The sequence below is a fragment of the Albidovulum sediminis genome, from assembly GCF_025380365.1.
Lineage (GTDB): Bacteria > Pseudomonadota > Alphaproteobacteria > Rhodobacterales > Rhodobacteraceae > Albidovulum > Albidovulum sediminis.
The window spans coordinates 950,354-962,473 of record NZ_JAOCQF010000001.1 but is presented as its reverse complement, the minus strand read 5'-3'; the positions used below and the strand labels follow the sequence as shown (position 1 = coordinate 962,473).

Sequence of the window (12,120 nt, the reverse complement as noted above, 5' to 3'; positions counted from 1 at the left end):
GCCGGTCCTTTCCGGGGCGCCGCGCGGCGCCCCTACCCTTGCCGCAGCCTGGCCAGCGCGGCCTGCTGCCGTTCCGTCAGCGCCACCGTCATCTCGTGGCCCTCGTCCGTGTCGCGTTCCGCTTTCACCACGCCCTGCGCGTGAAGCCAGGCCCGCGCGCGCCCCTCGCCGAAGCCCAGCGTCAGCGTCTCGACGATGCGGCGTTCGTCGAGCGCCCCGGACACGGCGTCGAGCAGCGCGGCCAGCCCCTCGCCCGTGATCGCGCTGACGGAGTGGATGCCGGGGCTGCGGCCTTCCTGCACCAGAAGCGCGTCGCGCGCCTCGGCGCCCAGAAGGTCGATCTTGTTCCAGACCTCGAAGACCGGCACCTCTTCGGCCACGCCCAGGCTTTCGAGGATGTCGCGCACGTCGGCGGCCTGTTCCTCGGTCTCCGGATGGGCGATGTCGCGGACATGCAGGATCAGGTCGGCCTCCAGCACCTCCTCGAGCGTGGCGCGGAAGGCGGCGACAAGTTCGGTCGGCAGGTCGGAGATGAAGCCCACGGTGTCCGACAGGATCACCTTGCGGCCCGACGGCAGGGTGACGCCGCGCATGGTCGGGTCGAGGGTGGCGAACAGCATGTCCTTGGCCAGCACCTCGGCCCCGGTCATGCGGTTGAAAAGCGTCGATTTGCCGGCGTTGGTATAGCCCACGAGCGCCACGATGGGGAACGGCACCTTGCGCCGCGCGGCGCGGTGCAGTTCGCGCGTCTTGACCACCTTGGCCAGTTGCCGGCGGATCTTCAGCACCTCTTCATCGATGGCGCGGCGGTCGGCTTCGATCTGCGTCTCGCCGGGGCCGCCGACAAAGCCGAAGCCGCCGCGCTGGCGCTCAAGGTGGGTCCAGGCCCGCACCAGCCGCGTGCGCTGGTAGGAAAGCGCGGCGAGATCGACCTGCAACACGCCTTCGCGGGTATGGGCGCGGTCGGCGAAGATTTCCAGGATGAGGCCGGTGCGGTCGAGCAGCTTGACCTTCCATTCGCGTTCCAGGTTGCGCTGCTGGACCGGCGACACCGGGCCGTCGACGAGGACAAGTGCCACCTCCTCCGCCTCGATCCGGGCCTTGAGTTCGGCGATCTTGCCCGCGCCGAACAGCATGCCGGGGTGCGGCCGCGCGAGGCGCACCACCTCGGCCCCCGTCACCTCCAGATCGGGGAGAGCCGCGGCCAGTGCCACCGCCTCGGCCAGCGCAAGATCGGCCGGGCGGCGGCGGCGCGCCGACTTCAGATCGGGATGCAGGACGAGCGCACGCGTCGGCCCCTTGGCCGTCGCGCCGCCCGTGGTCCCGGCGGTCATGTCACGTTCGCTCAGTCTTCGCCCTCGTAAAGCGAGATCGGCTGTCCCGGCATGATGGTGGAGATCGCATGCTTGTAGACCAACTGCGATTGCCCGTCGCGGCGCAGGAGCACGCAGAAATTGTCGAACCAGGTGATGACGCCCTGAAGCTTCACACCGTTGATCAGGAAGATCGTGACCGGAATCTTGGCCTTCCGGACGTGGTTCAGAAAGGCATCCTGCAAATTCTGTTTGTCGGCAGCCATTTTGATTCTCGCCTTCTATTCGTGCGGGGTTCGTCGCCCCTCGGCGCTGCACCGGAGACGTAAGGGAAGTATGCGGAAGATTCGGGAAGTTTCCAGCCCCCCGGCGCGGATTTCCGGCACCTGCGTCAACTGCGCCAGAAATCGGGGTTGAGAAGGGCAATGATCGCCAGCGTTTCGAGCCGGCCCAGCACCATGGCGGCGGCCAGGACCGACTTGGCCCAGGCGTCGAGCGTGGCCCAGTCGATCGGCGAACTGCCCGCGACGGTAGCCAGCGGCCCGGTCGTCGAGAGCGCCGCGACGGAGAGCACGGTCGTGCGCTCGAAGTCGAGCCCGGACAGCGACAGCGCCAGCATGGTGAGAGCGATCGAGATGGCGAAGAGCATGAAGAAGACCCAGGCCATCTGCGCCCCCTGCCGCCGGAGCCGGCGCGCCGCGGCGCCCGAGCCGCCGACCGAGGAGGGATGCACCAGACGCTCGATCTCGCGCTCGCCGTGGCGGTAAAGGGCGTAGACTCGCAGGAGCTTCACGCCCCCCGCGGTGGTGGCGACGCCGCCGCCGATCACCGAAAGACCCGCGAGGATCAGCCCCGGCGTCGCCAGCCCAGACCAATCGCGCGCGGCGGCCCATCCCGCCGATTCGAAACCGGTCGTGGTGAGGAACGACAGCACCGTGAAGGCCGTCCCCCAGATGGCGAGCAGCGCCTGCCCCACGCCGGGAACCTCGTCGACCTCAAGCGCGCCGATCCAGTGGCGCAGGAACAGGAAGGCCGGCAGGATGATGACGAACAGCAGCCCGAAGCGCAGTTCGGGGTCGTGGAAAAGCCGCTGCGCCCCGGTCTGCAGGCGGCCGGAGGGATAGAAGCGCCGGGTCAGCGCGAAGAGGAGGAAGACGAAGACCAGAAGCTCCCCCCCGAGGCCGGAGGTGGTGGGCGCCAGCCCGCCGAGCGGCGAGATGCCCGAGGTGGACAGCGTCGACATCGCGTGACAGGCCGCGACCAGCTTCGGGTCGCCGGCAAGGATCAGCGCGACCCAGAGCGCCATCGTCAATCCCGCGTAGACGGGCAGGATCGTGGTCGCCGCCCGCGCAAGGCGTCCGCGCAGGCCGATCATCCGGAGCGCCTGCATCCCGCCAGCCGCGCCTGACCCGCCCTCGCTTCCCGCGCCCAGGACCTCGAACCCGCCAAGGTTCATCGGCGCGAGGATCGCCACCGCCGAGACAAGGACGAAGGCGCCGCCGAGCCAGCCCACGAGCGCGCGCCAGAGATGGATCGAGGGGTGCAGCCGGCCGGCCTCGAAAATCGTGGCGCCCGTGGTCGTCAGGGACGAGACCATTTCCCACCATGCGTTGAGATAGGTCGTGTCGGGCACGGCCTCGGATATCGGGAAGGCCAGCATGCACGGCAGCAGCGTGAAGGTCAGGACAAGGGTCAGCAACTGCCCGCGCGCGCTGTCGTCGTGGCGGTTCGCCGCCGTGGCCAGCCCGATCATGGCCGCAAGGATCAGGAAAAGCGTGCCGGAATAGAAGAAGGCGCGCGCGACCTCGTGATCGCGCAGGATCACCGCGTGGGCAGCGGGAACGAACATCGCCGCCGCGCCGATCGCCATCAGCATCACCAGGACCGGAAGGTTGGCGAGGCGGCGCATCGGGTCAGAAGAAATCGATCGAGACCTGGAGCAGGCGCTCCACCTCGGGGACGTCGCTGGTCATGCAGAACAGCGCGATCACGTCGCCCTCCTCGATCTTGGTATCACCCGTGGGCTTCAGCACCCGGTCGCCCTTCATCAGCGCGCCGACCAGAACGCCCTCGGGGAACTCCACGTCGCGCAGGAGCCGGCCCGAGATCGGCGAGGTGGACAGCACCTGCGCCTCGATCATCTCGGCCTCGCTGTCGCCGATGGAATAGACCGCGCGCACGCGGCCGTGGCGGATGTGGCGCAGGATCGAGGAGACGGTGGTGGCGCGCGGGTTGATATAGGCGTCGATGTCGAGCGCGGCCATGAGTGGCGTCAGCGTCGGGTCGTTGACCAGCGCGATGGCAAGCTTGCAGCCCGCCTGCTTGGCCCGCACGGCGGCCAGCATGTTGGTCTTGTCGTCGTCGGTGACGGCGAGGACCGCATCGGCACGGTCGATGTTGGCCTCGGTCAGCACCTCCATGTCCATGCCGTCGCCGTTGAGCACGATGGTGCGTTCCAGCATGTCGGCGGCGCGTTCGGCGTTCGCGCGGTTGCGCTCGATCACCTTGGCGCGCACCCGGCTGGTCCGCGATTCGAGCGCGCGGGCCACGGCAAGGCCGACGTTGCCGCCGCCGATGACGACGATGCGTTCCTGTTTTTTCGCGGCCTTGCCGAAGATTTCCAGCGTGCGGCCCACATCCTCCGAATGGGTGAAGACATAGATCTGGTCGCCCGCGAAAAGCTGGTCGCCCGGTTCGGGGGCGAACAGGTGCCCCTCGCGGCGGATACCGACGACGATCGCGCGGAGCGTCGAGAAGAGGTCGGTCAACTGCCGGAGCGGCGTGTTGAGGACCGGGCAATCCTCGTCAAGGGCGATGCCCAGAAGCTGCGCGCGCCCGTTCATGAAGCTTTCGGTGTCGAAGGTCGAGGGTGCGGCAAGGCGCTGGAGCGCGGCCTCGGCCACCTCGCGCTCGGGGCTGATGACGACGTCGATGGGCAGGTGGTCGCGGCGGTAGAGGTCGGAATAGATCGCGTCCATGTAGGACTGCGCGCGCAGGCGGGCGATCTTGCGGGTGATGCCGAAGACCGAATGCGCCACCTGGCAGACGATCATGTTGACCTCGTCCGAATGGGTGGCGGCGATGATCATGTCGGCGTCGCGCGCGCCCGCCCGTTCCAGCACGTCCGGGTAGGAGGCGAAGCCCGCCACCCCCTGCACGTCGAGCGATTCCGTCGCGCGGCGCACCAGTTCGGCGTTCACGTCGACGACGGTGACGTCGTTCTTTTCCCCGGCAAGCTGGCGGGCGATCTGCCAGCCGACCTGTCCCGCGCCGCAGATGATGACCTTCATGACCTTCCCCCGTTGTCGGGCTGGCGATCTTGATAGGCGCTGGCCGGAGCCGGGTCAACGGTGGCCGGAGCCGCGTCAACGGTGGCCGGGTCCGGGACTGGCCGGCCGGACTCAGGCCTCTTCCTCGATCTCCTCGTCCTCGAGATGGGCAAAGCGCCCGCCCGACTTGGAGGTGGTCACGACGCCCAGCGACTTCAGCTTGCGGTGCAGCGCGGAGCGTTCCATGCCGACGAAGGTCGCGGTGCGGCTGATGTTGCCGCCGAAGCGGTTGATCTGGGTCAGCAGGTATTCACGCTCGAAAAGTTCCCGCGCCTCGCGCAGGGGCAGTGTCGCGAGCGCGCCCGAGAGGACCACCCTGCCCTCGTCCGGCGCGGTCTCGCCCTGGCCGGGCAGTTCGCGCGCCTCGATTGCGCCCGATCCGTCGCCAAGGATCAGCATGCGCTCGATCACGTTCCTGAGCTGGCGGATGTTGCCGGGCCAGGGCATCGTCTGCATCAGCGCCTCGGCCTCCTCGCTCAGCGCCCGTAGCGGCAGGCCTTGCGTCTTGTTGAAGTGTTCGACGAAATGGCGGGCGAGGTCGGGGATATCCTCGCGCCGTTCCTCGAGCGGCGGAACGGCGATCGGCACCACGTTCAGCCGGTCGTAAAGCTCCTGTCGGAAGCGGCCCGCCGCGATTTCCGCCGCGAGGTTGCGCGTGGTCGAGGAGATGACGCGGAGGTCGACGCGCACCTTGTCGGCGCCGCCGACGCGGGTGAACTGCTGTTCGGTCAGCACGCGCAGGATCTTCGACTGGGTACCGAGCGGCATGTCCGCCACCTCGTCGAAATAGACGAAGCCGTTGTGCGCCTGCTCCAGCAAGCCCTTTTCCACCCCGCGCTCGGGCGTCTCGCGGCCAAAGAGCACCTCCTCCATCCGCTCCGGCTCGATCGCGGCCGAGGCGACGGAGATAAAGGGCCCGCCGGCGCGGTTGGAATGCTGGTGGATGTAGCGCGCGGCAATCTCCTTGCCGGATCCGGGCTGGCCGGTCAGCATCACCCGCCCGTTCGACTTGGTCACCTTGTCGAGGTTGGCGCGCAGCGTGCGGAAGGCGGGCGAGGCGCCGATCATCTCGGCGGTGGTCGCGTCGCGGCGGCGGAGCGAGGCATTCTCGCGACGAAGCCGCGAGGTTTCCATGGCCCGCGTGATGACGACCGTCAGCTGGTCGATGTTGAAGGGCTTCTCGATGAAGTCGTAGGCGCCCTGCTTGATCGCGGCGACCGCGATCTCGATGTTGCCGTGGCCCGAGATGATGATGATCGGCACGTCGGGATTGTCGCGCTTGACGGTCTTGAGGATGTCGATCCCGTCCATGCGGCTGTCCTTCAGCCAGATGTCGAGGATCATCAGCGCGGGCGGCGCCGCGTTGATCTCGGCCATGCACTCGTCCGAGTTGCCGGCAAGCCGCGTGGTAAAGCCCTCGTCCTTCAGGATGTCCGAGATCAGTTCCCGGATGTCGCGTTCGTCGTCGACGATCAGAATGTCGTTCATTTCCCGCTCACCGCCGGTTCGGCGGCCCTCTCCTTGACGCTGCGACCGGCCGCGCGTGCGCGCGGCAGGCGGATTTCGGCAAGCGCCCCGCGATGGGTGCCGCCTTCGAAAACGGGCGCGTCGGTCAAGACCAGCGTCCCGCCGTGTTCCTCGATGATCTTCTTGACGATGGGCAGGCCAAGCCCGGTACCCTTCTCGCGCGTGGTCACATAGGGCTCGAACAGCCGCGCGCGGTCCGCGGGCAGGCCGGTGCCGTTGTCGGCGATGCGGATCGTGACGGTTTCCGGGGTTGCCTCCATCGTCACGCGCACTTCCGGCGCGTAGCCTTCTGGCGCGCCTTTTTCCAGAAGGGATTCAACGGCTTCCCCGGCGTTCTTGATAAGGTTCGTGACAGCCTGCGAGATCATCGTCGCATCGAGTTCGACGATGACCGGCTGTTTCGGCAGGTCGGCCACCAGCCGCGCGCCGTGCAGCGCGCCATCCTGCAACGTCACCGCATCGCGCATCAGTTTCGCAAGGTCGTGGTCGCGCCGGTCGGGTTCGGGCATGCGCGCGAACTTGGAGAACTCGTCGACGATGCGGCGCAGGTCGCCGGTCTGGCGGATGATGACGTCCGTCATCTGCGCAAGCGCCTCGGCATCCTCGCCCGCGATCAGGCGCGAGAACTTGCGCCGGATGCGTTCGGCCGAAAGCTGGATCGGCGTCAGCGGGTTCTTGATCTCGTGCGCGATGCGCCGGGCCACGTCCCCCCAGGCGGCCATGCGCTGGGCGCTGACAAGGTCGGTCACGTCGTCGAAGGCCACCACGTAACCCTCCAGCCCGCCGTCGGAATTGCGCCGAATCGCCATCCGCACCAGAAGGCTTTCGAGCCGGCCCGAGCGCGACACCTTGATCTCCTCCTGCGCGACTTCGCCCAGCCCCTCGCGCAGGCGGTCGAGAAGGCCCGCGAATTCGGGCACCGCCTCCGAAAGTGCCCGGTCGTGGTCGCGCGCCTCGTCCAGTTCCAGGAGGCGGACCGCGGCGCGGTTGAGGAAATCGACCCGGCCGTCGGCGTCGAGCCCGACCACGCCGGAGGTGACCGAGGAAAGGACGGAATCGAACAGGCGCCGCCGCCGTTCGGTCTGGCGGTGGCTGTCCAGAAGCGCCTCGCGCTGGCCCTTGAGCTGGCGCGTCATCTGGTTGAAGACGCGGCCGAGCATGGCGATTTCGTCGTCGCCGTCCTCTTCGGTCACCTGCACGTCGAGATCGCCCGCGCCGACCCGCTGCGCCGCCCCGGCGAGCCGCCCCACCGGGCGCGACAGGCGTTCGGCGAACCACAGGCCCATCCAGATCGCGGCGAGGACTAGGATGAGCGCGAAGCCGAGGTAGACGAGGCCGAATTCGAACAGCACCCGGCCGCGGGTGGATTCGAGTTGCTGGTAAAGCCCCACGGTCTCGCGGGTGTCGTCCAGCAGGCTCAGCAATTGCCCGTCTACGGCGCGGGAGATGTAGAGGTAGCGGTCGGCGAAGCCGTCAAGGCGCTGAAGCGCGCGGAACTCGTTGTTCTGCCAGTCCTCGATCAGGACAGGCTCACCCGTTTCCGCCTGCGCGAACTCGGCCTCCGATGGCTCCTCGTAGTCGAAGAGATAGGAGCGTTCGCCGCGCGCCCGGATGGCGCCGCCGCCGTCGACCACATAGGCCTCGCGCAGGCCGCGCTGGATCTGGCCCTGCGCCTGGTTCAGCGCCTGGCGCAGTTCCGCGTCCGATTGCAGGAACGCCTTCTCGCGCGCGGCCTCGAGAAAGCGGGCGAGCGCCCCGGCGTCGGTCACGAGGTCGCGGCGGTGTTCCTCCTGGTAGGCCTCGGCGGCTGAAAGCGAGGTGCCGACGACGCTTCGCACGCGTTCTGAGAACCAGCCCTCAAGCCCGATGTTCACGGTCAGGCCGGCGAAGATGGCGACGATGATGGTGGGGAAAAGGGCGATGCCGGCGAAGACGCCGGTCAGCCGCAGGTGGAGCCTTGACCCGGCCGACTGCGCCCGCCGCGCCGCGATCATCTGCGCAAGGCGGGACAGGATCAGCGTCGCGAGCAAGAGGAAATAGACGAAGTCGGCCAGGAGGATCAGCCGCAGTGCGGAGGAGTTCGCGCCCTGCCCCATCGGGCCAAGCGCCACGAAGGTCGCAAAGGCGAGAATCGGGCCAAGGATGACGAGGCCGAGCGTCGCGATGTTCTGCACCCGCCGCTGGCGGCGCAGGCGGCTCAGCCGCTCCCACTGTGAACTGCGCGCAAGGCCCTGCAAGAGGCTGCCCCTGATATTGCGCCGCGTTGCGCGGCTACCGCCGAACCCCCCGCGGTCGTTCCTCGGCTGAGGCCGAATTGCCACGGTTTGTGTTGCGATTTTACATCAACTTGCGCCGCCGTGTCACGCGGATATCGAGATCTGTGATCTTCTTGCGCAACGTATTGCGATTGATGCCCAGAAGATCGGCACATCTAGCCTGGTTGCCGCCGGTGGCATCGAGCGCGATCTCGATCAGCGGAAGCTCCATTTCCCTTAGGATACGGTCATATAGGCCGGGCGGTGGAAGTGCCCCGCCGTGCAGGTCGAAGTAGCGCTGCAGATGGCGGCCGATGGCGGCGGAAAGCTGCTCGTCGGTGGCAGCACCCGTCTGCGGGCGCGGGGCGGGCTGCGCACCCAGCGCCGCCTCGACCTCGGCGCGGCCGATTTCGGCTTCGGGCGCGGTGACGGCGAGTCGGCGCAGGGTGTTTTCAAGCTGGCGCACGTTTCCGGGCCAGGGGTACTGGCGCACCAGGTCCGTCGCGTCGGGGCGCAGCGTCTTGGCGCCAAGGCCGTCGCGGGCGTCGCGGGCGAGGAAGTGGCTGGCCAGCAGCGGGATGTCCTCGACCCGCTCGCGCAGGGGGGGCACGGTGAGCGTCACGCCCGAGAGGCGATAGAACAGGTCCTTGCGGAACTGGCCCGCCTCGGTCTTGCGGGCGAGGTCTTCCTGCGAGGTGGCGATGATGCGCGGCGCGTTCGCGGGCAGCGCGTCGAGCATGCGCACGATGCGGCCCTGCGTCTCGTCGTCGAAATCGCCGATCTCGTCGAAGACCAGCGTGCCGCCGCGGGCGCGGGCGAGAAGCGCGGAAGGCCCCTCCATCCCGTGCAGGTCGGCCGCCTGCGCGGTGACGAAGGGCAGCGTGCGGCGGTCGGAGAAGTCGTGGATCGCGCGCGCGATCAGCGACTTGCCGGTGCCGCTTTCCCCGGTGATCAGGACCGGCAGGTCGGCGTTCATCACGCGCGCGACTAGGCGGTAGAGCGCCTGCATCGCGGGCGTGCGGCCGACCAGCGGCAGATCGTCGGCGGGCGCGCGCGGATGGGCGGGTTCGGCCACGGGCGCGCGGCGCCGCTTCTGGTCGAGCGCGCGGGCCGCGCGCTTCATCAGGTCGGGCAGGTCGAAGGGTTTGGGCAGGTAGTCGAAGGCCTCGGCCTCGGCCGCCTGGATCGCGGTCATGATGGTGTTCTGCGCGGAGATGACGATCACCGGCAGGCCGGGCCGTTCGGCCGCGATCTTCGGCAGCGCCTCGATCCCGTTGCCGTCGGGCATGACCACGTCGGAGATGACGAGGTCGCCCTTGCCCTCCTCGACCCAGCGGAGCAGCGTGACGAGCGAGGAGGTTGCGTGGACGCGGCAGCCCGCCCGCGTCAGCGCCTGGGTCAGGACGGTGCGGATCGTGCGGTCGTCGTCGGCGACAAGGACGGTGCCGTCCATCACTCACTCCTTTCGGGTTCGGATTTCGGGGCGGGTTCTGACTTGGGCGCTACGGGCAGCGAGACGCGGAAGACGGTGCGCCCGGGAACGGAATCGACGGAGATCCAGCCGCCGTGGTCGGCGAGGATCTTGGAGACCAGCGCAAGGCCGAGGCCGGTGCCGTTCTCGCGCCCCGAGACGAAGGGGTCGAAGATGTCGCCGGCGATTTCCTCGGGGATGCCGGGGCCGTCGTCGATGATCTCGATCTGGAGCGGCACCGCCGCGCCGGTGCCGTCGGGCCGGCGCAGGCGCAACGAGAGGTCGTAGAAGCTGTGGATGCGGATGGTGCCGCCCCGCGGCGCGGCCTCGGCCGCGTTCTTGAGGAGGTTGAGGAAGACCTGCACCAGCTGGTCCGCATCGCCCGCGGTCGGCGGCAGCGAGGGGTCGTAATCCTCGACGAAGGTCATGTGGGCGGCAAAGCCGAGCATCGCGGAGCGTCGCGCGCGGTCGAGGAAGTCGTGGATGTTGACCGGGCGCTTTTCCGGCGCGCGCAGGTTGCCGAACTGCTCCACCTGTTCGAGCAGCTTCACGATGCGGCGGCTTTCGGCGACGATGAGGTCGGTCAGTTCCTGATCCTCGGGCGAAAGCGACATCGACAGGAGCTGCGCCGCCCCGGTAATCCCGGCGAGCGGGTTCTTGATCTCGTGCGCGAGTATTTCGGCCATGCCGATCGCGGATTTCGCGGCCGACTTGATGGCGCCGCCGCGACCGAGACGGTCGGCGAATTCGCGCGGCGCTATCAGCAGGAGGATGGTGCCGGGGTTGTCGACAAGGGGGGCCGCCTGAAGGTTGCACAGGACCGGCGCGCGGTCGCCCGTGCCCACCGCGACGTCGTTGATGAAGACGGGCGAGCGGCTGTCGCGGATGCGGGCGAAGGCCTCTTCTAGCGGGGCGTCGATGGCGACGCGGTCGAAGAAGCCCTGCCCCTTCAGGCTGCGGGCGGAGAGGTTGAGAAACAGTTCCGCCGCGGCGTTGACCTCGGCCGTGCGGCCCTCGGCGTCGATCAGGACGGCGGGGACCGGCAGAGAGGCCCAGACCGAGGCGGTCGCGGTCATGCAGCCCTCCGCCCGGCCTGCCCGTCGAAGGCGGCGCGGATCAAGTCCCGCACCTCTGCGGGGTCCGCCGCCACCATGATGCGGGCACGCAGCGCGGGGTCGGCCCCGGCCTCGTCCGCATACCAGCCAAGGTGCTTGCGCGCGACCCGGAGGCCGAGATCGCGTCCGTAGAAGTCGAGCATGTCGTCGTAATGGCCAAGGATGAGCCGCGCGCGGGCCGGCCCCACGGGCACGACCGGCGCCGGGCGGCCGAAGAGCGCGGCGGCGATCTGGGCCAGGCGCCAGGGCGCGCCCTGTGCGCCCCGGCCCACCATCACCCCGTCCGCCCCCGAAAGCGCCAGCGCGCGGGCGGCGTCGGCGGCCGTCAGGATGTCGCCGTTGGCGATGACCGGGATCGCCACCGCCGCCTTCACCGCGGCGATGGCGGCCCAGTCGGCGCGGCCGGTGTAGAACTGCTGGCGGGTGCGGCCGTGGACGGTGATCATGCGCACGCCCGCGCCCTCGGCCCTGCGCGCAAGCTCGGGCGCGTTCAGGCAGTCGCCGTCCCAGCCCAGGCGGCATTTCAGCGTCACCGGCAGGTCGACGGCGGCCACCACCGCCTCGATCAGGCCGAGCGCGTGGTCAAGGTCGCGCATCAGCGCGCTGCCCGAGAGGCCGCCGGTGACCTTCTTGGCCGGGCAACCCATGTTGATGTCGATGACCGCGGCGCCCATGTCGGCCACCAGCCGCGCGGCCTCGCCCATGGCGCGGGCCTCGCGCCCGGCGAGTTGGACCGAGGTTCGCACGCCCGTGTCGCCAAGCCCCAGATCGGTGCGCGCCTTGGCCCGGACCGAGGGCTTCGCGGTCAGCATCTCGCCCGAGGCGACCATTTCCGAGACGACAAGGCCAGCCCCGAAGGACGCGACAAGCCGGCGGAACGGCAGGTCGGTGATCCCCGCGAGCGGCGCCAGAAGGACCGGCGGGTCAAGCGTCACTTTGCCAAGGTCGATGGCCACGGGTCTTCCTTTCGGTTCGGTGTCTGGCTACCGCCGCACGCGCCGCTTCGCAATCGCTGACGCACAGGTTTTGGGCAGGCTTCACAACATGCCTAAAAACCGGGCAACTGGAAAGCGCAATCTGCGACATTCCCGGCATTGTCAGGACGATCCC

At 68.9% G+C, this 12,120-nt stretch carries 9 protein-coding genes; all 9 read right to left on the bottom strand.

Going from position 1 to position 12,120, the window contains the following annotated elements; genetic code table 11:
* Nucleotides 1–32: 32 nt before the first annotated feature.
* The 9 genes from hflX to dusB all read right to left on the bottom strand — a co-directional run bounded on the left by hflX (nucleotide 33) and on the right by dusB (nucleotide 11,966).
* A complete protein-coding gene (gene hflX / locus N5I32_RS04715; protein ID WP_261494236.1) occupies nucleotides 33–1,334 on the bottom strand; it encodes a GTPase HflX in 1,302 nt (433 codons plus the stop codon).
* 11 nt (nucleotides 1,335–1,345) lie between these two features.
* A complete protein-coding gene (hfq, locus tag N5I32_RS04710; RefSeq protein WP_035705913.1) occupies nucleotides 1,346–1,579 on the bottom strand; it encodes an RNA chaperone Hfq in 234 nt (77 codons plus the stop codon).
* A 125-nt stretch (nucleotides 1,580–1,704) separates the two neighbouring features.
* Nucleotides 1,705–3,222: a TrkH family potassium uptake protein gene (locus N5I32_RS04705; RefSeq protein WP_261494235.1), complete on the bottom strand. Its 1,518-nt coding sequence runs from the start codon at nucleotides 3,220–3,222 to the stop codon at nucleotides 1,705–1,707.
* Nucleotides 3,223–3,226: 4 nt separating this feature from the next.
* A complete protein-coding gene (gene trkA / locus N5I32_RS04700; RefSeq protein ID WP_261494234.1) occupies nucleotides 3,227–4,603 on the bottom strand; it encodes a Trk system potassium transporter TrkA in 1,377 nt (458 codons plus the stop codon).
* Between the two features lie 111 nt (nucleotides 4,604–4,714).
* Entirely contained in the window at nucleotides 4,715–6,130 is a 1,416-nt protein-coding gene (ntrX, locus tag N5I32_RS04695) for a nitrogen assimilation response regulator NtrX (RefSeq protein WP_261494233.1), read from the bottom strand.
* Nucleotides 6,127–8,406, bottom strand: a complete 2,280-nt coding sequence (locus tag N5I32_RS04690) for a sensor histidine kinase NtrY-like (RefSeq protein WP_261494232.1) — start codon at nucleotides 8,404–8,406, stop codon at nucleotides 6,127–6,129. Before N5I32_RS04690 ends, ntrX begins: the two co-directional genes overlap by 4 nt.
* Before the next feature lie 100 nt (nucleotides 8,407–8,506).
* Complete coding sequence (locus tag N5I32_RS04685) at nucleotides 8,507–9,877, bottom strand: response regulator (protein ID WP_261494231.1); 1,371 nt, start codon at nucleotides 9,875–9,877, stop codon at nucleotides 8,507–8,509.
* Nucleotides 9,877–10,971: a two-component system sensor histidine kinase NtrB gene (locus tag N5I32_RS04680; RefSeq protein ID WP_261494230.1), complete on the bottom strand. Its 1,095-nt coding sequence runs from the start codon at nucleotides 10,969–10,971 to the stop codon at nucleotides 9,877–9,879. The genes N5I32_RS04685 and N5I32_RS04680 overlap by 1 nt, the downstream gene beginning before the upstream one ends.
* Nucleotides 10,968–11,966: a tRNA dihydrouridine synthase DusB gene (dusB, locus tag N5I32_RS04675; RefSeq protein WP_261494229.1), complete on the bottom strand. Its 999-nt coding sequence runs from the start codon at nucleotides 11,964–11,966 to the stop codon at nucleotides 10,968–10,970. The genes N5I32_RS04680 and dusB overlap by 4 nt, the downstream gene beginning before the upstream one ends.
* Nucleotides 11,967–12,120: the final 154 nt, after the last annotated feature.

Bases quoted from the DNA above. Each gene is read 5' to 3' on its own strand.
- hflX (WP_261494236.1), bottom strand. From the start codon at position 1,334: ATGACCGCCGGGACCACGGGCGGCGCGACGGCCAAGGGGCCGACGCGT.
- hfq (WP_035705913.1), bottom strand. From the start codon at position 1,579: ATGGCTGCCGACAAACAGAATTTGCAGGATGCCTTTCTGAACCACGTC.
- N5I32_RS04705 (WP_261494235.1), bottom strand. From the start codon at position 3,222: ATGCGCCGCCTCGCCAACCTTCCGGTCCTGGTGATGCTGATGGCGATC.
- trkA (WP_261494234.1), bottom strand. From the start codon at position 4,603: ATGAAGGTCATCATCTGCGGCGCGGGACAGGTCGGCTGGCAGATCGCC.
- ntrX (WP_261494233.1), bottom strand. From the start codon at position 6,130: ATGAACGACATTCTGATCGTCGACGACGAACGCGACATCCGGGAACTG.
- N5I32_RS04685 (WP_261494231.1), bottom strand. From the start codon at position 9,877: ATGGACGGCACCGTCCTTGTCGCCGACGACGACCGCACGATCCGCACC.
- N5I32_RS04680 (WP_261494230.1), bottom strand. From the start codon at position 10,971: ATGACCGCGACCGCCTCGGTCTGGGCCTCTCTGCCGGTCCCCGCCGTC.